The 24,040-nt window shown below is 46.4% G+C and carries 18 protein-coding genes, 3 pseudogenes and 1 riboswitch; of the genes and pseudogenes, 11 read left to right on the forward strand and 10 right to left on the reverse strand.

What is annotated here, in order from left to right:
* Nucleotides 1-146: 146 nt before the first annotated feature.
* On the forward strand, nt 147-1,010 hold the full coding sequence (locus LQV63_RS22900; protein WP_233698433.1) for a sulfurtransferase: 864 nt from the start codon (nt 147-149) through the stop codon (nt 1,008-1,010).
* 123 nt (nt 1,011-1,133) lie between these two features.
* Here the strand turns inward: LQV63_RS22900 and LQV63_RS22905 are convergent, their stop codons facing one another.
* Nucleotides 1,134-2,213 carry an NAD(P)/FAD-dependent oxidoreductase gene (locus LQV63_RS22905; RefSeq protein ID WP_233698434.1) on the reverse strand — a complete coding sequence of 360 codons (1,080 nt, stop codon included), beginning with the start codon at nt 2,211-2,213 and terminating at the stop codon, nt 1,134-1,136.
* A gap of 269 nt (nt 2,214-2,482) precedes the next feature.
* Nucleotides 2,483-2,724: pseudogene (locus tag LQV63_RS22910) on the reverse strand (IS5/IS1182 family transposase); the annotation flags it as partial.
* A 171-nt stretch (nt 2,725-2,895) separates the two neighbouring features.
* Here LQV63_RS22910 and LQV63_RS22915 point away from each other — a divergent pair.
* Both LQV63_RS22915 and LQV63_RS22920 read left to right on the forward strand, forming a co-directional pair.
* A complete protein-coding gene (locus tag LQV63_RS22915; RefSeq protein ID WP_019421168.1) occupies nt 2,896-3,489 on the forward strand; it encodes a TetR/AcrR family transcriptional regulator in 594 nt (197 codons plus the stop codon).
* Nucleotides 3,490-3,583: 94 nt separating this feature from the next.
* Complete coding sequence (locus LQV63_RS22920; RefSeq protein ID WP_233698435.1) at nt 3,584-4,681, forward strand: alpha/beta fold hydrolase; 1,098 nt, start codon at nt 3,584-3,586, stop codon at nt 4,679-4,681.
* Nucleotides 4,682-5,130: 449 nt separating this feature from the next.
* On the opposite strand, the gene LQV63_RS22925 is transcribed toward LQV63_RS22920, so the two are convergent.
* A complete protein-coding gene (locus LQV63_RS22925; RefSeq protein ID WP_233698436.1) occupies nt 5,131-5,568 on the reverse strand; it encodes a hypothetical protein in 438 nt (145 codons plus the stop codon).
* 160 nt (nt 5,569-5,728) lie between these two features.
* On the opposite strand from LQV63_RS22925, the gene LQV63_RS22930 reads away from it, so the two are divergent.
* The gene (locus tag LQV63_RS22930) at nt 5,729-6,394 is read left to right on the forward strand and encodes a response regulator transcription factor (protein ID WP_233698437.1); all 666 of its coding nucleotides are present in this window, start codon (nt 5,729-5,731) and stop codon (nt 6,392-6,394) included.
* Entirely contained in the window at nt 6,387-7,835 is a 1,449-nt protein-coding gene (locus LQV63_RS22935) for a HAMP domain-containing sensor histidine kinase (RefSeq protein WP_233698438.1), read from the forward strand. The genes LQV63_RS22930 and LQV63_RS22935 overlap by 8 nt, the downstream gene beginning before the upstream one ends.
* 296 nt (nt 7,836-8,131) lie before the next feature.
* Here LQV63_RS22935 and LQV63_RS22940 read toward each other — a convergent pair whose 3' ends face one another.
* From LQV63_RS22940 to LQV63_RS22950, 3 genes and pseudogenes are all read right to left on the reverse strand, one after another.
* Nucleotides 8,132-8,809, reverse strand: coding sequence for an ABC transporter ATP-binding protein (locus LQV63_RS22940; RefSeq protein WP_233698439.1), 678 nt, complete (start codon nt 8,807-8,809; stop codon nt 8,132-8,134).
* A gap of 10 nt (nt 8,810-8,819) precedes the next feature.
* Nucleotides 8,820-10,110, reverse strand: a pseudogene (locus tag LQV63_RS22945) (ABC transporter permease).
* Nucleotides 10,111-10,645: 535 nt separating this feature from the next.
* Nucleotides 10,646-11,311 (reverse strand): annotated as a pseudogene (locus LQV63_RS22950) (hypothetical protein).
* A 327-nt stretch (nt 11,312-11,638) separates the two neighbouring features.
* Between LQV63_RS22950 and LQV63_RS22955 the strand changes: the two are divergent.
* Together LQV63_RS22955 and LQV63_RS22960 are read left to right on the forward strand one after the other, a co-directional pair.
* The gene (locus LQV63_RS22955) at nt 11,639-12,718 is read left to right on the forward strand and encodes a DUF4097 family beta strand repeat-containing protein (protein ID WP_233698440.1); all 1,080 of its coding nucleotides are present in this window, start codon (nt 11,639-11,641) and stop codon (nt 12,716-12,718) included.
* Nucleotides 12,719-12,809: 91 nt separating this feature from the next.
* On the forward strand, nt 12,810-13,322 hold the full coding sequence (locus tag LQV63_RS22960) for a serine protease (RefSeq protein WP_233698441.1): 513 nt from the start codon (nt 12,810-12,812) through the stop codon (nt 13,320-13,322).
* A gap of 253 nt (nt 13,323-13,575) precedes the next feature.
* On the opposite strand, the gene LQV63_RS22965 is transcribed toward LQV63_RS22960, so the two are convergent.
* The 3 genes from LQV63_RS22965 to LQV63_RS22975 all read right to left on the reverse strand — a co-directional run bounded on the left by LQV63_RS22965 (nt 13,576) and on the right by LQV63_RS22975 (nt 17,225).
* Nucleotides 13,576-14,046, reverse strand: a complete 471-nt coding sequence (locus LQV63_RS22965; protein ID WP_233698442.1) for a C40 family peptidase — start codon at nt 14,044-14,046, stop codon at nt 13,576-13,578.
* Between the two features lie 3 nt (nt 14,047-14,049).
* Nucleotides 14,050-14,190, reverse strand: a riboswitch (cyclic di-AMP (ydaO/yuaA leader).
* Between the two features lie 231 nt (nt 14,191-14,421).
* The gene (locus LQV63_RS22970; protein ID WP_233698443.1) at nt 14,422-15,243 is read right to left on the reverse strand and encodes a carbamoyl transferase; all 822 of its coding nucleotides are present in this window, start codon (nt 15,241-15,243) and stop codon (nt 14,422-14,424) included.
* A 5-nt stretch (nt 15,244-15,248) separates the two neighbouring features.
* Complete coding sequence (locus LQV63_RS22975; protein ID WP_233698444.1) at nt 15,249-17,225, reverse strand: M1 family metallopeptidase; 1,977 nt, start codon at nt 17,223-17,225, stop codon at nt 15,249-15,251.
* A gap of 144 nt (nt 17,226-17,369) precedes the next feature.
* On the opposite strand from LQV63_RS22975, the gene LQV63_RS22980 reads away from it, so the two are divergent.
* Nucleotides 17,370-17,870, forward strand: a complete 501-nt coding sequence (locus LQV63_RS22980) for a YwhD family protein (RefSeq protein WP_233698445.1) — start codon at nt 17,370-17,372, stop codon at nt 17,868-17,870.
* Nucleotides 17,871-18,070: 200 nt separating this feature from the next.
* On the opposite strand, the gene LQV63_RS22985 is transcribed toward LQV63_RS22980, so the two are convergent.
* Nucleotides 18,071-20,131, reverse strand: a complete 2,061-nt coding sequence (locus tag LQV63_RS22985) for a transglycosylase domain-containing protein (RefSeq protein ID WP_233698446.1) — start codon at nt 20,129-20,131, stop codon at nt 18,071-18,073.
* A 323-nt stretch (nt 20,132-20,454) separates the two neighbouring features.
* On the opposite strand from LQV63_RS22985, the gene speE reads away from it, so the two are divergent.
* The 3 genes from speE to LQV63_RS23000 all read left to right on the forward strand — a co-directional run bounded on the left by speE (nt 20,455) and on the right by LQV63_RS23000 (nt 23,992).
* Nucleotides 20,455-21,285: a polyamine aminopropyltransferase gene (gene speE / locus LQV63_RS22990; RefSeq protein ID WP_019421188.1), complete on the forward strand. Its 831-nt coding sequence runs from the start codon at nt 20,455-20,457 to the stop codon at nt 21,283-21,285.
* A 35-nt stretch (nt 21,286-21,320) separates the two neighbouring features.
* On the forward strand, nt 21,321-22,190 hold the full coding sequence (speB, locus tag LQV63_RS22995) for an agmatinase (RefSeq protein ID WP_233698447.1): 870 nt from the start codon (nt 21,321-21,323) through the stop codon (nt 22,188-22,190).
* Between the two features lie 962 nt (nt 22,191-23,152).
* Nucleotides 23,153-23,992, forward strand: a complete 840-nt coding sequence (locus LQV63_RS23000) for a helix-turn-helix domain-containing protein (RefSeq protein ID WP_233698448.1) — start codon at nt 23,153-23,155, stop codon at nt 23,990-23,992.
* Nucleotides 23,993-24,040: the final 48 nt, after the last annotated feature.

Consider the following 24,040-nt stretch of genomic DNA (forward strand, 5'->3'; position numbering starts at 1 on the left):
TGGACTATGGGATGATGACATGGATTAGACCCCCTTCAGGTATATGATAATATTGTGACAGGTTTGGATTCAATTGACAATATACATGCGGGCGGTTCAAATGGAAGAATAGGGTGCTGCGGCGCCCGTTAAGAGGGGGAATCGAAATGAAGCAGCAGACATGGATGATCTCATTCGAGGAAGTGCAGGCTTTGTTGGGACAAGCCAGAGTTATCATTGCAGACTGCCGCTTCTGGCTGGCAGAGCCGGAACGCGGGCATGCCGCCTATGAGGAAGGACATCTTCCTGGCGCGATCTACTTTAACTTGGACCATGATTTGTCATCGCCTGTAGGCGCTCATGGCGGACGGCATCCGCTGCCTTCGCCAGAGATGCTCTCCAAGAGGCTGGGGGAACGTGGGATTGACCGTGATACGACTGTCATTGTCTATGATGACCAGGGCGGGGCGATGGCGAGCAGGTTATGGTGGCTGCTGCAATATGTGGGACATCAAGGCATCGTTAAAGTGATGGACGGCGGATACAGCGATTGGGCGAAGCTCGGCTACCCGATAAGCACGGAACAGCCATCCCCGGCTGCCCGCATATATGAGCCGCATGTCCGCCCAGATCTGGTCATGCATATGAAAGACGTAAGAGAACGGCTGGGCCGTCCGGGTGTCGTGCTGATCGATTCACGCGAGCCTGCGCGATATGCAGGAGAATCGGAGTCGATCGATCCGAAGGCAGGCCATATTCCCGGCGCGGTGAATCATTTCTGGCGCTATGGTGTAGACGAGACGTCGGGACGATGGAAAGCCGTCGGATCGCAGCGTGAAGCGTGGGATCGGCTCGTAAAAGAGGCGAACGAGATTATCGTGTACTGCGGTTCAGGAGTTACCGCTTGCCCGAATGTGCTGTCCTTGTGGCAATCGGGTTATCCGCGCGTCAAGCTGTATGCGGGAAGCTGGAGCGATTGGATTAGCTATGAGGAGAATCCAATTGCGGTGGGGGAAGAGGAGAAGGCGTAAGCAGTTATACAGGTTGTAACACGGAGTACGTCGTCGCTCATGTGACGATGTACTCCTTTGCTTTGTGTCCAGGAGTATCGAGGTCAATTTGCACGTGCATGCGATTCCACTTGATTCACAACCTCACGCGCGAGAAACAGCGGGGTCATCCCTCGTGTGGTCCTTAAAACGGGAGAGTCGACAAGGGACTAATTCGCTTCTTGATTCCCGATTGATTATTTCACTTGCAGCCAGACGCGCAATCAGCGGCGCCAGCGTAATTGCAGAATGCATCACTGTCAGATAAAGTCCCTTTATGTGATCATGGAAGCCCACGATCGGATAGCCGTCTTCAGGCATTGGTCTCATCCCGACCTGGATGCTTTCCAGTTCCAATTGATTCCCGCCCTTCAGACTGCGACGCAACGTCTCGAACGCTCGCTTGCCGACCGCCTCTGGCCCGTTTTCTTCCGACTCGTCGATATAATCTTCCGCAGCCAGCAGCGTTTGATCCGTCAGTTGACGCGCTTCAAATTGCGCATTTGAGATTAATGTGCGTATCAGCTTATTCGCAGTTTTCATCCGAATCAGAATGGAAGGCGACGGCGTTACCGGCACGGGACAACCTAACGGGTTGCAAAGTTCGGGTATGCCTGTACCTGCGGCCAATACCACGACATCCGACTCCAGAAAACCCTTGGACGTGTGGACGCCGACCAGGCAGGAATCTTCTTGCTGCAGCTGTGTAACGTTGGTACCGAACTGAACCTTTGCTCCGTACTCCCGCGCTTTGCTCAACAACAGATCCGTTAACCCTATCGGGTCCACCGCACCTTCTTCGCTGACAAACATCGCTTCATCCGGATATTCCTTCAGATTCGGTTCCAATGCCTCAAGCTGCTCCCGGTTTAATTTTTGAAAACGGAGTTGCTCCCTTAGGGGCGGATTGTCCCAAGTCAGCGCCCCGTGCCAATGAATTTGCAGTTCGGACAAATCTTGCTGAAGCGCATGATATTCTTCACAAGCTGCATCGTACAAATGCCAGTATTCGGGAGCCACCCTATGCGTCGTATGTATCCAGGCAAACGATTTTTCCGTGACTTCACGCGCCGCGGCGGGGTATCGTTCAATAACGGTTACATCTTGATTTCGTTTGGCCAGATGATAGGCCACGGACGCCCCGACAATTCCTGCGCCAATAATCACGATTTTTTGTTTACTCAATAATGACTCCCCCTTTGTCACCTTATTGTAGCATAGGCGTCATAATAATCCGACGTCATAACATATGAGGACAGCTGGAGCGATTGGATTAGCTATCCGGACAATCCGGTAGCCACTGGGAAAGAGTAAAGCTGAAGAGCCCGCGTCTGACGAGGCCACTGAAAAACTTATACTATTAATTTTGTAAAATGAAATTAACTTGATAAAGGCGACTTTTCATTCAATCCTGAATGGAAAGTCGCCTTTATTTATGTTCTTCTCTATCTCTTTTACTTCATAATTGTCAATATTCTTTTGAGATTGACAGCGAATATGGCCATTGCTCCTTGCATGTGCATGCCAACCAGACCCGAGGAAGATGCTACATCATACCTGTGTCTATGTTTCAACTATGTTTTGCTGATTTGATGCTTACCGAATAGGTTTTTGATTTCGCCCCTTCTTTATAACAACCCTCTTTACAAGGAGATTGCTTACACTTTTCGATATCAAAGTAATACGTGTCTACTTGATCTGGTCTCAGGGCTTCCGCAATAGCTTAACTCTATATTAGCTAACTTAAATCAACTTTAAAAGAACCTTGAAATAAGTTGAAAAAACATCTTGTAAGAAGCAGAAAAAGAGGTTAATATATTTTTATTGACTGTATAGTTAATTTATAGTCATTAAAAGGAGGGGTATTATGCCTAAGATTGTCACCGAACATGAAAAAGAAATGGTGAGAGAAGCGATGTATACAAAAGGGATTGAACTGATTCGCAAAAAAGGCGTAAAGCGGGTTACTGTGGAGGATATCACCATTGCGACAAATATCGGTAAAGGTTCCTTTTACTCGTACTACAATTCCAAAGAAGAACTCCTCTATACGATTATCAAAAAGAACGAGAATAGAATGTTTGAGAGAGTGGAGTCCGTTTTGTCCAAAAAAATAAAATTGAAAGAAAAGCTTATAAAGGCATTGAAGGAAATCTATCTGGCAGCGGACAGTATTGTTCTCTACGTTTCTCCATCGGATATAGAGTATCTGCTTCGTAAGCTTCCAGATGAGGCGGCAGACTGGGAAGCATTAAAATCAAACGACTATTTTAGCAGGACCCTGTCGCTTTGCGGCATTGACGAATCGGGATGCGAGATTGATGTGCTTGCATATTTAATGAATGCGCTCCATTTTATTGGTTCGACAGATATGCCTTTTGGTGAGCGGGGAAGAGAGAAGGCCTTGGATATACTCGTCCATTCCATTGCCGACTACATGGCGGGGGGAGCCAAGCAATGAGAGAATTCTTAAAGAAATACAAACTGTCGTATGGGATTGACCACAATTGTTCCGTTGAGCAGAACCGCGGTCATATCGGTTATCGGAGGTACCTATGAGCGTTTTATTGATAGTTTTAAGCGGATTGCTTATATTAATGGTTTGCTTGGTTCTGTTTGTCCAGTACAAGAAAAAGAAGAAGGCAAATCAAATTCGGATTACTCCCATGAGTAATGGCATTGATTGCAGAGAATTCGTAACCATCGGCGGCATTTCGCAATATTTGCATCATCGGGGCGAGGACATTGACAATCCTGTGATGCTGTTTTTGCACGGCGGCCCGGGAGAGCCTATACTGCCGTTTGCCCAAGAGTTTCAGATCCCGTGGGAGAAGCGTGTCACGGTCGTACATTGGGATCAAAGAAACAGCGGCAAAACCTATTTCAATAATGATCCGAAACAAGTTGCGCCAACAACCACGGTTGACCGTATCGTTCAGGATACTTATGAAATTGTGAAATATTTGAAAAAAAAGTATCACAAAGAGAAGATTATCATTTTGGGACATTCATGGGGCTCGGTGCTAGGCAGCCTGTTCAGTAAAAAATATCCGGAGCTAGTGCAGGCTTATATCGGCGTTGGGCAGGTTGTCAATATGATTGACAATGAACGCGTCGGGTACGAAAAAGTACTGGAATCAGCAAAAGAAGCGGGAAACGACAACGATTATCAAGCTCTCCTTCGTTTGGAACCATACCCTCCCCGCGCATTCGATGATGACATGATCAGGAAACTTAAGAAGGTTCGAAAATTCCAAAGAAAATATAAGTCAGCGGCCGGTCCAACAATGGAATTGATCGGCAATGTTTTATGTTCACCATTTTATACGTTCAAGGATATGCGTTATTTCTTTATCTCCGGGGCATTTAGTGTCGGACAGCGTCATATTTGGAAATATTTAATGGAATCGTTCGATCTGTCGTCTATGGGCGCTACATTTGAAATACCTGTCTTTTATATACATGGCGAGCGGGACTGGCAAACACCCTATCCGCTGGCACAGGAATTCTTTTCAACAATAAAAGCGCCGCTCAAGCTGTTTTACTCCATTCCGGATGCGGGTCATATTGCCATGCTTGACCGGAAGGAGAAATTCAACGAGGCGTTATTTGATATTTTGGAGCGAACGAATGTTATGGCGACGGCCAAGTGAGTCTCTGCACAGGGCTCCGTTAATACAGGCGGATGCGCTTATTGTCGCGGTCAATATCCATGCAATTTTACGAAATAGCGGAAAGTGCGTTGAAGTGCTTGCAGGCGAGATGTTGAAGGCTGCCCATAGGTTCTGCGCGGAGCCGGGCGTTTTGGGCACTTGGGTGGTGTATCCCTGAACAAGGTCCCCGTTTTGAAACGAATGTAATCGCATTGCTAATTGTTTCTTGATGATGGCAAATAGATTAAGCTGAGGTGGAGTAAACAAATGGGTGGAGATCGCCTATAAGAAAGAGACTTTTTTGTCGCACTATAAACTAAGTTATCCGACTAAAATACAAAACCCGTGAAGTTGCTGAATATAGCAATCTCACGGGTTTTATTTAGTAGATTCTTTCTTAAATCTTATTCTTCTTTCTTAGCTTGGTTTTGCTTATCTCCAGGGTGTCTCTATGGAGTTTGGGTACCAAGAACTTCATGAAGTTGAGATTTCACTTGCTCTTTGGTGAGCGTACCCGCTTGAGCTTGGTCAAGAATGGCTTTTACCTTTTCTTTGGTAGCATCATCGAGGTTAACGGGATTCACTTTGTCTACTTTTACCTTGATGCCATGAGCCGCGCTGAATTCCACATCCAAATCGATGCCGAGATCATGAAGCTGAGATTTCACTTGCTCTTTAGTGAGCGTACCCGCTTGAGCTTGGTCAAGAATGGCTTTTACCTTTTCTTTGGCAGCGTCATCGAGGTTAATTGGTTTCGTCACTTGGCCATGTGTTACCTGTTGTCCATTTCCAATAGATTGTGTCGGTACTTCGGCAGCGAATGCAGACCCCAAAGAGGTGAGGGCAAATACAGCACCTAAAGCAGTTGTAGCCAATGTCTTTTTCATACTTGTCAATCTCCTTCGCAAATGTATTTTTGTTGACACCCTCATTGTATGGCCTGTATCTGGAGTTACAATGAAGCTCATGTAGAGTTTTGGTGGGGATTTTTTGCGTCTCCACATAAACTCCAGATAACGCGGCTATACTGATTCAAGAGGTGATATATTGATGAGCTATCAGATTCTTGTGATAGAAGATGATCAAGAGATCCAGGAATTGATTAAACAGTTTTTAATGACACAACAATATAGCGTTGAAGTTGCATCAGATGGAATAGAGGGAATGAAACAATTTAATAAGCAATCTTTTGATCTCATTCTATTGGATGTAATGCTGCCCAATCTTAACGGCTTTGAAATAGCCAAGATGATCAGGAATCAATCCAATGTTCCAATCATTCTGCTAACCGCTTTAGAAGAAGAACAAGATCAATTGAAAGGCTTTGATCTTGGAATCGATGATTATATTACGAAGCCTTTTTCTTTTCATGTATTGATTAGACGAGTCGAAGCAGTACTGAGAAGAAGCAATGATCAAAGTACAGATAATTGTTTAGTGTTTAAAGAAGTACAACTCGATTGTGATGCATATAAAGTATATGTAAATGAGGTTGAAATCCCATTAACGACAAAGGAATTCGAAATTGTGCAACTACTTCTTCAAAATGAGAAAAAAGTACTCACAAGGGAAAGCATTGTCGAAAAAGTATGGGGATTTGATTATTACGGAGAGACACGAGTTATCGATACACATATTAAAAACATACGAAAAAAATTAGATATACCCTACATTAAAACAGTAAAGGGAATTGGTTATAAAATTGATGAGTAAAATATTAAAAATGATGAAGATGAAGCGAATTACCTATAAGCTTTTTCTGAGTACCTCTCTTATTTTGTTAGCCTTTGCAGTCCTGATTTATGTAACGTTATACTTCTTTCTCCCTACCTTTTATGAGCAGTATAAAACAAATCAGCTTCGTACAGGGATAGAAGAAATAATTGATAAGTCCAGGGATCTCACTTTTCAACATGCAATTCCGCTTCTCGATGAATACACACAAAAAAATAACGCAATGATCTACCTTCAAAATAAAGAAGGAGCTATTATTTACTCTCCTTTTTTTTCTTTTATTCATAAAGGTCCACAACTATCGCCAGATGTGAAAATCGATAAAACAAAGCCGCCAGGAAATTCAAATTCTTATGATGTTGCCGTGCCCATTCAATTCCAAGATGTGACCTTAACGCTCGTCGTATCTGCAACATTTCAACCTATTAGTGAAGCTTCACAGGTATTGGCGCTTTTTCTTCCTTATGTCAGTATCATTGTCGTTGCTATTGGAATAGGAAGTGCTTATTTGTATTCGAGGTTCATTACAAAACCACTCCTTTATATTAATCAAGGAGCACAAAAGATGGCGAACTTGGATTTTTCCGAAAAGATTGAGGTTCGTTCCAATGATGAATTGGGGGAGTTATCCAATAGTTTGAATGAGATGTCAATTAATTTACAACAAACGATGCTTGATTTACAAAAAGCGAATCAGCAATTAAAAAGCGATATTGAAAAAGAAAGAGAAATAGAAACAAAACGCAGGGAATTTTTTGCGATTGTCGCACATGAATTAAAGACGCCTCTTACGGTTATGAAAGGACACTTAGAAGGGATGATATATAATATTGGCCCGTATCAAAATCGTGACCAATATTTGAAGAAAAATCACCAAATTATTGAAAGTATAGAACAACTGGTTCGCGAGATTTTAAGCATGTCAAAATTAGAACAACATACCTTTAAACTACAATTGGAAGAAGTAAATCTCTCGGAATTAATGGATACAATCACAAAAAACCTCGGATTTTTTGCTTCTCAAAAAAACATTCAAATCATAACACAGGTTGATTCTCACCTTTCCGTTTATACCGATCGTGTTCTTTTAGAAAAAGCCTGTAAAAATATTATTCATAATGCGATTATGTATTCACCGCATGGCGAGAAAGTATATATAGAGCTAACTCAAGATTCAAAACAACACCACTTCCAAATGAAAGTCATTAACACAGGTGTGAAAATTAAAGAAGAGGATATTCAACATATTTTCAAACCATTTTATCGAATTGAAAAATCAAGAAATCGAAATACGGGGGGGAGTGGCTTAGGATTATATATTGTAAAGCAAATTTTTGAAGCCCTTTCTATTACGTATTCTATGAAGAATACAGAACAAGGAGTACAATTTATAGCTACCATTCCATTATCCATAAAGTAAACAACAAAAGAGTCTCAATCTCATTTCAATTAGGAGGAAATGAGATTGAGACCGTTCACTAGTCGAAATGATTTTGTATATCTTCTGAATCTAAACTAGGCCTTGCCACACCGCTTGTCGATCCATCTTGCTCTTGATAAGGAGGGGATTGATTCGGTTCTGTGTTATCCCCTAAATCTAAATTCAACATATATATACAAACGCCAATTAGAATACCAATTGTCACGAAACCAATGGAAGCCACTATTCTTTTCCGCATCTTTCTCATTCCTTTGCGTTTTTTAAAGTTACTTGCCTTATAACTTTTTGATTACTAAATTTCTTTTTTCGAGATACACCGCTGTATCTGATTGTCTAGCCACCTCTTGTGAATGAGTGACGACAATGATACATTTATTTTCTTTATGAGCAAGTTCTTTAAATAACTCGATAATATCCAAGGACGTTACTTGATCTAGACTCCCGGTTGGTTCATCGGCAATTAATAAATCCACATTACAAGATAATGCACGAGCAATCGCCACACGCTGTTGCTGACCACCGCTAAGCTGCAATACCTTTCTTTTTGCTTCTACTTCTGTCAACCCTATCTTTTCTAACAACTCAAGCGCTCTTCCTTTTTTGTCTCTTACATCGACTCCTGTAATCTCCATTGCCGTAACTACATTTTGAAGCGCGGTCATATACGTAATGAGATTATAGGATTGAAAGATAATCGAGACATGTTGGTTTCGATAGGAATCCAGCCCTATCTTCCGTATATCTGTTCCTTTGTATAATACAGACCCGCTTCTTGGGATATCTAATCCGCTTGCTAAACTAAGGGTAGTTGTTTTTCCTGAACCCGATGGTCCTAAAATGGTATAAAAGTGTCCGGCTTGAAACGAAAAGTTTACATTATCCAATATAGTGATTTTTTTATTATTGCTTTTATAATGGTAATTCAGATTTTTGAACTGTAAAATAGTTTCCATGTAGATCCCCCTATTCATCTTTTAATAAAATATCTTTTGGATTCAATCGAAGAATCGATAATGCGGGAAGAATGGTTGATAGGATTGCGATTACTAGACCTAATCCACCTAATTTCAGCACATCTTGGGAGGTTACACTTATATCAATATTATCAATAGGATCCACATCTTGACCTTGGTCATCATTCATCCCAAACATGAACACTTGATTATCTGCTCCCTGCTGTTGTTGCTCTTCAGAAGAAGTAACTTCTTTCTGTAATAAACTGTCTCCCATTGCTTGAGACACGGTCCCACCCGTAAAGACAGAGAGGCTAAATGCCAAAGCAGCTATACACAATACTTCTACTAAGAGTTGTCCGATTAATTTTCCTTTTTTCTCGCCAATCGCCAGTAGGATTCCCAATTCCTTCCGTCGTTCTTTTATGGTCAACATAATGATAAGACCTAAAATAATGGATCCCGCAACAGAGACCAGGTATATGATCCATTTTGAAGTGGATGCTACGTTCTCAATAGGGCCGACCATTTTTCTATATAATGCATCATGAGCATCTAGTTTAAATAGGTCAAAATCAATGCCTGTTTTCTCTCCCTCTGCTTTAAAATCATCGATATGGTCTGGATCATTTAAATAATAAATGGCTTGATCAATGGGTGTTCCCTCTGTTTCCTTATTTTCCGAAAGTTCTTTTAACGATCCGTACGAGACATATACTTTGTTCGATGGATGAAACAACGGCGGTGCCGATTCTATGTTGCTGCCTATCGTGGACGTTTCGTAAATTCCTATAATCTCTATTGTCTTCTGATGTTATTGGACGTCCCTCAATCATTTTATTCGTTTCTTCTGTAAATTCTTTCAATAAATCAGAACTTCTCACACCGTGAATGAATGTATTTGGCATTTTCATATTCCCTTGGTTTCCACCTATGGCTCCCCCTACCGCGTCTCCCTCGTTATCACCATTAATGGGAGTATAGCCATCCGCTACACCTTGACTATCTTTTAGATAGTTAAAATCTTTTACATATGGTGATTCAGCTAACTTATCTGCTTCCTCTGTAGAAATTTCCGGGCGGTGTATTCTTTCATTTGGATTTTCAAGTCTCTGTTTTTGTACGTACTTTTGAAATTTTTCCCCATCTAATCCTAGCGTCACGTCAACTCCTAACTTTTTTCTGGCGAGATCATTCGCTGTTTTTGTGACATTTTGTATGGCGAATCCCGCTAATACTAAATTAGTAAGAACTAAAAAAACAGCAAATAAGATGAGAGATTTTCCCTTTCTTGCTTGTATGCTTAAAAATGCACGATAAAATTCATAATTTCTAACCTCCTTCTTGGTATCTCTAATGTATAGGACTAATCTGGAGTCTGTATGGAGATATCGAGGAGTTTGTCTGGAAAAAATACGTGTCGAGGAGGAAATTGGCCAAGGAGTCCGTTCGCCGTTCAATCCATTGGATTATGTCCAATGGATTTCTTTATTTCCATGGCTTGCTTGGACTTCTACTGGAAAACATCCAATCAAATGGCCTCATTTCCTCTTACTAGGGCCTTGCGGTCTCATTCTGCTGCATGAATTCCAGTAGAATGCCCTCTTGCCAGCTAGAAGGTGAGGAAACACTGTACGTTTTCCAATGGAATCACAAAAGGAAACTCCACAGCGGACTCATAGCCAACTTCCAGCGAACAAGACCAACTCATACCAACGCACAGATAGCGCACAGACAGTGCATGAACCAAAACATATCTTTGCAGATACTATCGAGGCCCCTTTAGCCCTCCTCCACACAACATGAACGGAGTTAACACACGAACGACTTGTCGGCTTACAATAAGTGTTCCATAGCGACTTCCTTCAATTCGTAGTAACGGATATCCCTGCCTCTTGCTATAGGCTGCAGCCAGCCCTTCTCCACCAATGATCGAAGCCATTTGCGGGCAGTACGGAAATCGACATCAAAGTAGTCAGCCACATCCTTGGGCCGAACCCTTCTTCCTAGCGTCCAAGCGTACCGAAGAATCTCCTTCTCGATGAAGACAGCCGGACGGGTAGGCAGACTTCGGATGAGATAAGGACTGAGGACCAATTGCAGCAGGGTGCGGCATATTTCAGGACGATTCTGAACATCTTCGAAGGAGAAATGGATCATTTTCCACCCCATTCCAGTTAGAAAGGTATCCCGGTTCAAGGCGTAGCTGAATCTCTCCCGGTCCATATCCTTTACATGACTTTGGAAACCGTCGCATTCCAACCCGAATTTACCGAATGGCGGGAGAAAAGCAACATCTAGAAATTGCGATTTGCGATTCCAATCGAGCACCTCATATTCTGGATGCAGATGGTCAAGGTTACCGAATAGAGGCCACCATACATTTTTCAACAGCAGCCTTTCGGCATATTGATGTCCTCTGAGTAAGCGTCACTTTCTTTCTCCGCTTCGACGCGCACGATGATAATCCAAAAATTGTGCATGTGCCGTTTCAAAATCCATACTCTATCCGCCTCCTTAACAAAAAAAGAACGCCCTCGCACCTTATAAAAGGTAAAGGACGTTCTTCGTCTACTCCTATTGTATCATTTTTCCCCTTCATTACTACGGTAGAATGCGTTGAAGTCCATAAGTTGTGAGAATAGGAAGTATAATCGTTCCTCAGCTTGCAGAGGCAGTTCTACATAGCAGAAGCATACAGTAGACTAGACTTAAGACGGGTGTGAAATACTCCGTCAGACCAGAGCGTGAGCAGAAACACTCATGCTATACTGAGGTAGACTTATAACAGATGTGCAGTTAAATATATAAATATAGGGGAAATTAAAGATGAGAAAAGTGATAGGTGTGTTGTTGATAATGGCCGGGATTGCGGGCGTGCTGTTCGCTCTGAATCCGGGAAATCTATTTCCGCGTGATTTACTATCCTTCGGCACGAAGGAAATCAGCAAGGAAAAAACGGTTGATGCGGGCGACTTCCGGAACGTTTTCATTGAGAGCGGAAGCCCGGATGTACAAATTTTGCGCGGCAATTCGGATCAAATCAAAGTACGTCTAAAAGGACAGGTAAGTCCTAAATATGCGGATAAAATAGATATAAAAGTGGCTCCACAAGGGGATACACTCGAGTTGGGAGTGGAAGTACCGAATGATATCAGTCTCGGCATCAATATTTTAAATGTCGATTTCATTGTTGAGCTTCCTGAGAAGCAATGGGATGGCGTAGATGTCAACGTTGGCAGCGGCAATGTGGATGTGTCCCAACTGTACGGGAACAAAGTGCGCGTGAAAACGGGCAGCGGCGACATTCTTGCAACGGTTATCGAGGCGGATACGATAGCATTGCAGGCGAGCTCAGGCAATGTCAAGGCGCAGCATTTCAAGGCCGATGCACTCTCATTCGACACAGGCAGCGGCAACACCGATGCAGCGCAAATTACGGGAAAGACAGTAAACGTGAAATCAAGCAGCGGCAACATCCAGGTGCAGGCTGTTGAAGCAGACACGATCACATTGCAGGCGAACTCCGGCAATGTTACAGCGGACGAATTCAAAGCTGAGGCGCTTACATTCAATACTGACAGCGGCAATGTGGATTTGGCGAATGGAGAAGCAGCATTGCAGGGCGTCACGAGTTCAGGGAATATAGAGGTAAAATTCGACGATTTGTTGCATGATGCTGACTTAAAGGCAAACAGCGGATCTGTAACGGTCGATCTGGCCAATGAACCGAAATCGCTGGCGGTCGATTTTCGTGGAAGGTCCGGCAACGGGCGCATTGAGTGGAATGGCATGACATATGAAGAGAACAGCGAGAATGGAAGCAGCCTAAAAGGAGCGTTCGGCAGTGGCGAGGCGAAGCTGAAAGTTCGTACCAGCTCGGGTGACTTTACACTTGGCAGCAATTGAGCAATTAAGAAAAGTTTTAGTTGATTTTCAGTTTCCTTTCAGGTTGGATGAACATACTAGTACCATCTCTTGAAAAAGGAGGAGGATATATTTGAAACGTACCTCAACTGTAATTGCTTGGACCAGTCTAATGATGCTTCTCTTGGCATCGCCAGCGGCGGCGCAAGGGGAGAAAGGACTGAACGGAGCCGATTGGAAGCTTATCGGGGATACGTCCCTAACCGCCGTGAAGCAAGCCGAATCGACAAAGCCGGCAGAGAGCACTAAGCAGGCCGAGTCGGAAACAGATAAAGAGCTGGAGAAGATCCATACACAAATGAAAGAGCTTCGTTCTGAAATGAAGGAGCTGCGAGAGAAAAAGCTTCAGCTCATGGCAAAGAAGCATGGCATTCAGACTGAAGGGAAGAGCCGTGAGCAAATTCGACAGGAACTGAAGGCGAAATTAGGTGAAAAAGGACAAATGTTCCACGAGAAACATCGGGATGATGGAGAACGCGTCGAAAGACGAATGGAACGGTTGAAGCAGGAAGCGGAGAAGCGGGGTATTTCGACAGAGGGGTTAAGCCCTGATGAACTGAAAGCGAAGCTGCGCGAATCGAAGTAACATAAGATTACAGTGAAGGCATATAAATATATCGGGCTGTCGATGTATTTGGGATAACACAAGGAGGCATGCCGGATAAGCATGCCTCCTTTAAATAAAATACACAGGAAAAGGGTCCCGTTTCTGCAAGACGGGGTAATCTTGTGTAAGATTCCTTCCAGAACATATGAAAAACCCGACAGACAGCGGTTATCGCTTCCCATCGGGCTATGTACGCCTATATAAGTATAATTCCATTATGACTGCGTAATTGCTATTCTGTTGCGTATGAAGAATATTGGTTCTCGCTCATCACACGGCGCGCGCCTACATAACGCTTCTCGTAATAGTCCATGCTAAGCTTGTCTATGCGGGTGCCTTTGTCTGTCGATGCATGAGCAAATTTGCCGTCACCGACAAAGATTCCAACATGTGACACACCGTTTCCACCGCTAGTGTCGAAGAAGACTAAATCGCCAGGACGCAACTCATCTTTGCTTACTTTTTCACCTACGTCGAATTGAGACGACGAGGAGCGTGGCAAATCGATTTCGAAATTGTCAAACACGTACTTGGTGAAACCGGAGCAATCGAAACCATTCGTTGTAGTTCCGCCATACTTGTACGTAATACCTAACAGATCTTCAATTTTGTTGTCCATCTTGGATGCCGCGAAAGCGCTGCCTGCACTGAATGTGAATAGAACGCTAAGGCCGAGCACCGCCGTTACTAGCTTCTTCTTCAAATTGGAAAGCCCCTTCCTTGCCTGCGAGGTTAGCTGGAGGGTTCGGTTGAAGGTCCCCTATGATCCCTATGATACGAGATCAATTCACCCAAATAACTGGTTCCCCCGCTTTCCGGTTGTCCGGAAATTCGGCATCACTGTTCGGATTTAGTTGCTGTATTCGTTAGTTACAAATTTGCAAATGTTATTGTCGCTTTCATGACAAAGTTGTAATAAATCTACGACTTATTGTAACAGACCTTTTTTCTTTTGACAAACACTTTTTGTCCAATAAATACAAAAAGCTTGTCTGATCGTCATTTCCGACGACAGACAAGCTTTTTTATCACGCTTTTAAATGGAAATGTGACGGGTTTTTGAATTGTTACATTTTCCTCATTTTGATTGCTGATTAGCCTCCTGCCATATGGCGTACCGAGCGGACAACCCCCACATCTTGCACACGGCCCGAACAGCAGGAAATGCTTGCTGCAGAATCAGCGCGGTCATGCCAGTCCAGAACATCGCTGCGGTTGTAAATAGTAAGCTAATAACTAGCACAAGGCCCATGAATATAAGGGAAAGCCCGAGTATAGGGAGCATTCGACGCACACCCGCCGTTACGGAGTGAAGTAATGACAATTCCGAAGCGGCGCCAAATTGCATAAATAAAAACAAATGATGAAATATCCAACCGCATATGGCCCATATGAGCACAAACGGTGCGACGGATGCAAGTAATGACGCAACGGTGGATTTGGTCGTCAATACGTGCGCTGCATACGGTACAAACCAATAAGCGGGCGCCAGGAGCAGAACCGTCTTTATGGTATATAGCAGAAGCATCGGCTTCCAGACTACTTTTATGCCCTGGAAGAAGGTCAATCCCGACTGCCGCGGATGTGCTATCGCATAAAACAAGCCGGCTTCGATGAAGGGAGTCAGCAGCATGCGAATGGCCATACAACCGACTACTATCCACAAATAAGGCGTATAGTCGTTCGTCTTTGACAGGTGAAACTGACTTTCGATCAGAAAGAGCTGGGAGCTCATCTCGGTCGGGGCCGGATTCGGATACCGCCGCAGCACGGGCAATACGATCCCGTCAATGAAGCGGTAGACGAAGAAGCCCCATAGCAGTTGGTATAAAAAGAGGATGACCCATATGTATACGTGCTCTTTCAACCAATCCCACCCGGTTCGTATGTAAGCTTTCATCGATCTCACCACCCCAATATGTTCGTAAATGCTTCAAAGAATTTAATGACGGTCAAGTTCACTCGCGTGCGAACAGGCTCCTCGATCTGTGCTTTCATATAGTTGTTAATATGTTTATTCTCCACTACGATCGTATAGAGCGGATCCACCATGACCCAATCCAATGGAGCTGTATGGGTGATCCGGTACTGCATCCGATCGCCATCCCCGTCCCACATTTTGCGTGTCGTATTTCCGTCCGCAAATCGGAATATAATTGGGATATTCGGGTAGTCAGCGCCCAGTTTACGAATGTGGACGATCGCTTCATAACTTGTCGCGCCGCCTACTTCAGTAGTGCGAGTATCAATGCTTTCCACTGCAAAGTCAGCCATTTGGCCGCCGTACACATATTGATTGAAGAAATCGGTCCATTTGCGATTGGTGACCTGTTCGACGATACGTTGGAAGTCGGCGGTCGTTGGATGACGGAAGCGGTATTTCTGAGTGTACGTCTTCATTATGCGCTGCATTGTCTTCTCCCCGACCTGCTTCTCGATGGCGAGCAGCACGAGCTTGGCGCGGTAATATACGTTGTCCGCATAATGATCTTGGTTTTTATACCGCCAAGCGGCGAGCTTGAGCGGAGCCGGATCGGTAATGTAGCTAGATGTGATGGCTAGATTTGGCGTGACCCCGAATTCGGACTCCATCAATTTGTCCTCTGCATAGGAGGTGAACCCTTCATCAAGCCACGCCTCTTCGAACTCGTTAGAGGCGATGAGACCATAAAAATATTGATGGCCGATCTCATGGATGACCGTCCGTTCCAAATCATAGCCTGGACTGTCATTCTCGGCGCCGAATGCAGTAACTAGCGTAGGGTATTCCATTCCGCCTGCGCCGTTGCCCGATTTTGGCGGGACGACAATAGAGAGTGTGGAATACGGGTATTTTCCGTACCACTCGCTGAATTTGGCGAGTGCGGTCTTCGCCGCGTACATGTAGCGTTCCTTCAGCAATTTGTGCTTCGGATCCAGATATAGCTTAATCCGGACGCCCGGCACATTCGGGGCAGAGAACGGTTCTTCATAGTAGATGAAGTTCGGTGAAGCTGACCAAGCGAAGTCATGAACGTCGTCTGCATAGAATTGATAGTTTTTGTAACCGTCCGCGATGTAAGGTGTTTTCGTCGGAAATCCGGTCGAAGCGACGATATATGACTCCGGTACTTGGATGCGCACATTGAAGATGCCGTAGTTGGAGTAAAACTCGGAGCTGCCGTGATATTGATGCACGTTCCAGCCTTCGGCCGCCCTGCCGCGCACACCAGCTTTCTCATAGGCGGCAATCTTCGGGTACCATTGTCCGGCCATGACGAAATCATCTGCATACCCCATCCGGGCGAATATTCGCGGCAGCTTCACTTTGAACTTCAGCTTCAAGGTGATGTCTTCCTGGCCTTTGACGGGCTGGGGCAGGCGAATCTTCATGACAGTCTGATCCTTGGCATTGCCGTCATCCGGCTGAACGTATTCGATCCGGTTCATTAGGGACTGGCCGTCTACGGTTGTCAGCGCCGTTAAGGTCATGCCTCCATAACCGTCCTTCGGCATCTTGTCCTCTCGCAATATGCCGCCCGACTCTTTCATGAAGGTCGAGTCCGGGGATTGGAACGCATTCGGATACAGGTTGAAATAGATCTCGTTCACCGTCTTCATTCCCGGATTGGTCCAAGTGACCGTTTGATCACCGAACAGAGTATGAATTGACTCGTCCAATTTGACATCAATATGGTACTCGGCGATACGCTCACTAAGCACCTCGGCGCTCGGCTTCTCTACGCTTTGCGGCGTAAAGGGCTCCTGTGCGGCTTTTTTCTGCACTTCCGGACCGAGAGAAGGTACGGTGCCGGACGGCCGGAACCAGACGAGGAGGATGAAGCTGGCGGCCAAGAGTGCGATAATAAATAGAAGTGGGCGATAGACATTGCGTCGGGTCATACGTTTCTAACCTCCCGTTGACAAGCATCTACAGCATGTATATGTTGGCTTTTTGCGGAATATTAGCTAAAATGAAAATGATTTTGATCGCCCCCCAGGGCTCTTGTGTACTGGAGTATTAGGGCAAGGAAGGAGCGCATAACGATGGATGCTTCGGATAAGAAGGTTAAGAAGCCGCTTGCGCTGAATGTGATGAGCAGCAGTAAGCATAAAGGATTCGGTTCAGGCAGCATCGATTTGAACAACGTATCGCCTGTCATTATCGATGAGGGCAAAGCTTATATTGACTTGGGTGCTATGCATGCGAAAAGCAAGGTGGAGCGTGGCATCAAGTTCATACCTAACAAGGAGGACGTGCCGAACGGCCGCAAATGCTGGATTGTATGGGTGGCAGTAGACAGAACTCCTGAAGGCGCATGCTACGGTGGTCTAGCGGCGTGCGAGATGCTAGTCGACACAGAAGCGAAGCGAGGTTGGAAAATTCTCGCCGATCACGTGAATAAGATGGATAATGCGATGAAGCGCCGCATTATATTGGATGGACTCGACGCGGAGGAGAAAGCGGCACTGCGCGAGCTGCTTATGACGCACAACGCCGAGTGGTGGGAACGTTCATCGGATGATTTGAAAGCGCAGTTGGCATAATCGTCCGCCAACATTAGAGGCAGTGTTATAATGGAAGAAGACCTGTGTCCCATAGAGGGAACAGGTCTTTTTGACGTTGATCTTCAGCGTAAGTAAAGCCAAGCTGCCGAAATCCGGACAAAGCTCTGTATGAGCAGTCCGAATCTCCGGCAGCTTTTTTGCTAGCATCGATGCTTTACATCCTCGTGCCGAAGTCACGATCAGTTGGTCCACCACCGTTTGAAGTGCTGCCACCACGACCGTTTCCCGGCTTCTTGCGTCTCCTGAACCGGCTTCGCTTGCGGCGAGTCAGGTTGCTTGGCCCCGTGTTGGTCACACCATTCCGTCGGTTCAGTTCCCTTCACGAACGTTTCCAGACGCTTGACGGGGCAATTCTCACCGGCGAGCTTTCCTGTATCCGGGTCGATATAAATGCTAACCACGTTATCCGGCACGGTGAAGATTTTAGGCGGTACGCTCGTCAGCGCCTTCTCCGTATAGTCAGCGAAGATGGGCGCTGCTTTATGCGATTCCGACACCGAAATCATCTTGCCGCGATCATAGCCGACCCATACGGCGGTCGACAATTCCGGCGTATAGCCGACAATCCACGCGTCGGAGTCCGTCGTTCCCGTCTTACCGGCGACGGGACGTTTGATGCTGGCTGCGACCCGATTGCCTGTGCCACCGGATTCGAACACGCTTTCCATTAAGCTCGTCAACACGTAAGTGTCGGATGGATCGATAACCTGCTCTGACTCCATCGGCGACGCTTCATACAGCACCCGCCTATCCGGGGCCGTCACCTTCAAGATGGCGCGCGGAATAACACGTTTGCCCTCGTTGCTGAACACGGCGTAAGCAGACGCCATTTCGAAAGGGCTGACGGGGAACGTTCCGAGCGCCAAGGAAGGCAGCGGCTTCATGCTGCTATCGATACCGAGACGCCTGGCCAGCGAAATCACTTGTTCCGGGCCTATTTGCATAATGGTACTGACTGCATAGATATTGTCGGACGCCGCAATCGCTTGACGAAGATCGATATCGCCATAATATTTCCCGCCGTAATTGCGCGGCTTGTACACTTGGCGCCCTTCGTCATAGCTGAATGAAGTCGGGGCGCTCACGAAATGCGTGGCCGCCGTGACAGCCCGTTTCTCCAGCGCCGCCAGATAGACGATCGGCTTGAAGGCAGATCCGGGCTGACGCGTATCCGCGAACACGCGGTTATATTGATTGACGCGGTAATTTTTGCCGCCTACCATCGCCTTAATATATCCGTTGCGCGGATCAATCGATACGAGAGCAGCCTGCAGATCACCCGCGGCGGGGATTTGCTTCGCGACGGCTTCCTCTGCCGCCTCCTGCGCCCGCTTATCAAGCGTCGTGTAGACGTGCAGGCCCCCAGCCTCCACGATTTCATCGGGGATGCCGAGCGCCGCCAGCTCCCGCCGGATATAATCGCGGAAATAGGGGGCTACAAGTGTCTCAGCGCGCTCCTCCTGAGGGCGGAAGACGAGCATTTCGTTATACGCACGTTTGGCTGTATCCTGCGTAATATCGCCCATATCGACCATGTTTTGCAGCACGATTTTTTGGCGGTCCTTTGCATTCTTCATATTTAAATAAGGCGAGTAATAACTGGGTCCGCGCGGAATTCCGGCAAGCAATGCGCTCTCTGCCAGCGACAATTTCCGTGCAGGCTTGTTGAAATAAAGCTGAGCTGCCGCTTCGATGCCGTAGGCCCCGTGACCGTAATATACTTGATTTAGATACATCTCGAGAATTTCGTCTTTGCTATACTTCATCTCAAGCTGCAGCGCGTAGAGCGCCTCCTTCGCCTTACGGGTCCATGTTCGTTCGTGGCTAAGATACAGATTGCGGGCGAGCTGCTGTGTTAAAGTGCTCGCTCCTTGCTTTTTCGACAGATGCTCCAGATTGACGAGAAAGGCCCGCGCCACTCCTTTGAAATCGATGCCCATATGATGGTAGAATTGGCGATCCTCAGTTGCTATCGTCGCTTGGACGACTTCAGACGCGACATCGGCTAGCTTCACCGCTGACTGCTGCGTCTGCCCTGGCGTCAGTGCTGTCAGCACGTTCCCATGGAAGTCTAGCAGCTGAGACGATTGCTGAATACTGGATACAGGCAGATCCGTCATATATAAATAGCCGAGCACGGAAGCCGAGGCGCCGAGGCTAAGCACAAGCGTGCCAATGATGCCCCATAGGAACAGGCGGAGCCGGCGTTTTGCCTTTGTGTAGTTTTTTTTCGCATTCATGTCGGGCTCCTCCTCATAATCCGCTGCTTTCCCGTCGGCAAGTCAGCTTAAGGTCCTTGCTATCAGTATGGAGTAGGATAAAAAAGGATATTCATCTGCACAATTGTTATTTTTCCGTACGCAGCTGCTTCATTCGCTCTATACCGGACGAAATGGTTTGAAAATAATTACTTGGGAGATAGTTGCTTTTTGGGGGGGAAACGCTATAATACTCTTGTTTGGTGCAAAATGGAGATGAAGTGTTACGAATGTATACATGGGAACCATTACGAGCATTTCGACTGGACCAACGATACCATATCGGAAGAAAGAAGGTTGATTTTATGGAATTGTGGTTTACAGAGAAGCAGACGCCGACCTTCGGCATTACGGCAAAAATTCGCGAGACATTCGTGAATGAACAGACGCCGTTTCAGCATCTGACGATGTTGGATACCGAGGAATTCGGACGAATGCTCGTATTGGACGGCATGGTTATGACGACGATTAAAGACGAGTTTGTCTACCATGAGATGGTGGCGCACCCGGCCCTCGTTACACATCCGAATCCGAAGAAAGTGCTCGTAGTCGGCGGTGGAGATGGTGGCGTTATTCGTGAAATTATGAAACATCCTTCCGTTGAGAAAGCGGTCCTCGTAGAAATCGACGGGAAGGTCATTGAGTATTCGAAAAAATATTTGCCGGAAATTGCGGGTGAACTCGACAACCCACGTGTCGAAGTTATCGTAAACGATGGCTACATGCATATTTTGAACAGCAAGAACGAGTACGATGTCATCATGGTCGATTCCACGGAGCCTGTCGGCCCTGCGGCGCCGTTGTTCGAGCGTGGCTTCTACCAAGGCATTTACGAAGCGTTAAAAGAAGACGGCTTGTTCGTGGCGCAGACGGACAACCCTTGGTTCAAGGCAGATTTGATTCAGCAGGTAAACCGTGACGTTAAGGAAATTTTCCCGATCGTACGCGTGTACGGTGCGAACATTCCGACTTACCCAAGCGGGTTGTGGACGTTCACCATAGGCAGCAAGCAATACGATCCTATGAATATAGATGAAGCGAGCATTCCGGAAATGGAAACGAAATACTACTCGCCACGTCTGCATAACGCAGCCTTCTGCCTGCCTAAATTTGTAGAAGATCTCTGCAAATCATAACGGGGCAAAAGAAAGAACGAAGGAGGCCATCAACTATGAAACTGGATCAAAAATATTCCGGCAATGTGTTCATCTGCAGCTCGGATGATTATGAAGCCGCAACAGCGGTCATTTACGGCATGCCGATGGACTATACGGTCTCATTCCGTCCCGGTTCGCGATTCGGCCCTGGCCGTATCCGCGAGGCGTCTGTCGGTTTGGAGGAGTACAGCCCTTATCTCGATCGGAGCATTGAAGAACTGAACTATTTCGATGCCGGCGACTTGCTGTTGCCATTCGGCAATGCGGCGAAGAGCTTGGACATTATCGGTGATTACATTCGCGGGCTGCTAGCTGATGGCAAATTCCCGGTCGGTATGGGCGGGGAGCATCTTGTCACCTGGCCAGTCATTCAAGAGGTGTACAAGAAGTATCCAGACTTGGCGATTATCCATATTGACGCTCATGCTGATTTGCGCGAGCACTATGAAGGGGAGCCACTCTCTCACTCGACGCCGATTCGCAAGGCGGCAGGCTTGATGGGCGGCAAAAATATTTATCAATTCGGGATTCGTTCCGGTTCCCGCGAAGAATGGACGTATGCGCGGGAAAACATTAATTTCTATCCGTTCGACGTGGCGGAGCCGCTGAAGAAGGCGCTGCCTGAGTTGGCAGGCCGGCCGGTATATGTCACGATCGACATTGACGTGCTCGATCCAAGCTGTGCGCCTGGTACGGGTACGGCGGAAGCGGGTGGCATTACGTCGAAGGAGCTGCTGGAAGCGGTGCACCTTATCGCCCGTTCGGACGCGAACGTCGTCGGCTGCGACTTGGTGGAAGTGGCGCCGATTTACGACCCGACGGAGCAGACGCCAATTACGGCAAGCAAGATTATCCGAGAAATGCTGCTTGGTTTCGTAAAATAAATGTGAAATTCCCTTCTTCGTTACCGCATCGCGGTGTTTGCAACGCGATAAACGGAGGAGGGATTTTTTTGCCTTCAGCCTTCTTGAAAATTCCCTCTAACGTGTTCGCCCCCCTTCTCTCGATTCTCTTTTGTTCACTCTCCCAATGCTTCAGACTGCCCCTTTAATGCTTCAGGAGCAGTAGTTAGAAATACAGATGGCATAATTAACGACTCGAAGGCTTTGGAAAAAGTGTGTGTACATCAACAAATGCACGGTGGAGGACCGGATTCAACAGACGCAGGGAGCATGACAAGATAGAGAGGGGGAACTAGGGTGCGCCAATCATACGATTAAGAGCGTTTGGACTGTGCCACTCGAGTATTGGACTCTGAATCAATGGGATAGTGGGCAAAAGGTTTGGTAAGCCACATGGTACGAGGAAGTGGGGAGCTGGATATTTTTGGGGGACAAAAAATAACGGACCTCGTACGCTACTCCTCAAGGTACCCCGCCCATACCAAGCATTTCAAATACTGCTGATAATAACTATTGTTAATGTCCATACAATCAGGCTCAATACCTGCTAAAACGATCAGTTCAGCACTAATGACAAACGAACCGCCTTGCGTTGTCCAACCACTAGGATATGTTTTATCTATGGATCCGATAAAAACACGGCGGCACAATGTGATGATCATGACTACTTGGCAATTTTGCCTCAATTTCTGATAACTTTTTAATTATGCATGGTCGTCTATGCGATAAGCGGCAACACCGTTTTCATTCGCTTGGAAGAGCAATATGGTCGGATACCTTACGTTCGCCATCTTAAAATAAGTCGTATTTTCCATAAATAACGCAGGGCATTGCTGCACCGACTCTTCTATACTGTAGGGAAACACGGGGCATGCCCATCTGAATGAGCGCATACTTGCCGAATTCAATCACGAAGGGAGCAGGTGTCAAAGGAGGCTATCACGGTGGAACTGAATCGGCTGCAAATTGCAGACTTTCTGCCCGATCGCAGTATGGCTGCATATGAGATGTATTTGGCGGACGAGGTTCCTTGGCATGGTCACGAATTTTATGAATGTACGATGATTGTGAGCGGTACGGGCAAACACCGGTTGAACAGCGAGGAGCTGACTCTTCAGCGGGGGGATGTGTTCGTCCTTACCCCAGGAGATTTCCATGCGATTGCGCCGGATAACGAAGAAGCGCTAGTAGTCGTCAATATTATTTTCAAGGAAAGCTGCATTACCAAGGAAACGTGGAAATGGCTGTTTGCCGACTCTTGGAACGCTATCCAATGCCAAGTAGGGATAGAGGCGATTGAAAATGCGCAGTTGATATACCGTGAGTACGAAGCGAATGAGCCAGGGGCGGAACGCATGATGCGTGCGTTGCTCGAACAGCTGTTAATCTGCATATTCCGGCAGGTGCGCCATAACGCCGAGAAGGTAAATACCGCACGATTACCATTATCCTCTGGGGAACTGGACGAGCCGATCCGAGCGGCGCAACGGTATATTCACCATCGCTTCCGCGAATCGATTACGCTGCAGTCCGCAGCTAAGCAGGCAGGCTGGTCGCCTCCATATTTCAGTGAAAGGTTCAAGAAGGCGACAGGAATGACGTTTCAGATCTATGTGCAGCAGCTGCGCTTGCAGTGCGCGCGGACGATGCTCGCAGAGAGCGACTGGCGGGTGACCGAAATATGCTATGCTTCCGGATTTAACAATTTGGCGCATTTTGAAAGGGTATACAAGAAGAGGTTTGGTTGCTCGCCGCGGGATTCCCGCAAGGGCGCTAAAGGGTAAACACGTGATACGGGTGATGGCCGGACTGCAAGATGATGAGATATGTAT

It is taken from the genome of Paenibacillus profundus (genome assembly GCF_021369635.1).
Classification (GTDB): Bacteria; Bacillota; Bacilli; order Paenibacillales; family Paenibacillaceae; genus Paenibacillus_B; species Paenibacillus_B profundus.

What these genes read in the sequence shown, in the direction of transcription:
- LQV63_RS22975 (WP_233698444.1), bottom strand. Translation starts at nt 17,225, where the DNA reads ATGACCCGACGCAATGTCTATCGCCCACTTCTATTTATTATCGCACTC.
- LQV63_RS22925 (WP_233698436.1), bottom strand. Translation starts at nt 5,568, where the DNA reads ATGAAAAAGACATTGGCTACAACTGCTTTAGGTGCTGTATTTGCCCTC.
- speE (WP_019421188.1), top strand. Translation starts at nt 20,455, where the DNA reads ATGGAATTGTGGTTTACAGAGAAGCAGACGCCGACCTTCGGCATTACG.
- LQV63_RS22980 (WP_233698445.1), top strand. Translation starts at nt 17,370, where the DNA reads ATGGATGCTTCGGATAAGAAGGTTAAGAAGCCGCTTGCGCTGAATGTG.
- LQV63_RS22970 (WP_233698443.1), bottom strand. Translation starts at nt 15,243, where the DNA reads ATGAAAGCTTACATACGAACCGGGTGGGATTGGTTGAAAGAGCACGTA.
- LQV63_RS22920 (WP_233698435.1), top strand. Translation starts at nt 3,584, where the DNA reads ATGAGCGTTTTATTGATAGTTTTAAGCGGATTGCTTATATTAATGGTT.
- LQV63_RS22915 (WP_019421168.1), top strand. Translation starts at nt 2,896, where the DNA reads ATGCCTAAGATTGTCACCGAACATGAAAAAGAAATGGTGAGAGAAGCG.
- LQV63_RS22985 (WP_233698446.1), bottom strand. Translation starts at nt 20,131, where the DNA reads ATGAATGCGAAAAAAAACTACACAAAGGCAAAACGCCGGCTCCGCCTG.
- speB (WP_233698447.1), top strand. Translation starts at nt 21,321, where the DNA reads ATGAAACTGGATCAAAAATATTCCGGCAATGTGTTCATCTGCAGCTCG.
- LQV63_RS22940 (WP_233698439.1), bottom strand. Translation starts at nt 8,809, where the DNA reads ATGGAAACTATTTTACAGTTCAAAAATCTGAATTACCATTATAAAAGC.
- LQV63_RS22935 (WP_233698438.1), top strand. Translation starts at nt 6,387, where the DNA reads ATGAGTAAAATATTAAAAATGATGAAGATGAAGCGAATTACCTATAAG.
- LQV63_RS22955 (WP_233698440.1), top strand. Translation starts at nt 11,639, where the DNA reads ATGAGAAAAGTGATAGGTGTGTTGTTGATAATGGCCGGGATTGCGGGC.
- LQV63_RS22900 (WP_233698433.1), top strand. Translation starts at nt 147, where the DNA reads ATGAAGCAGCAGACATGGATGATCTCATTCGAGGAAGTGCAGGCTTTG.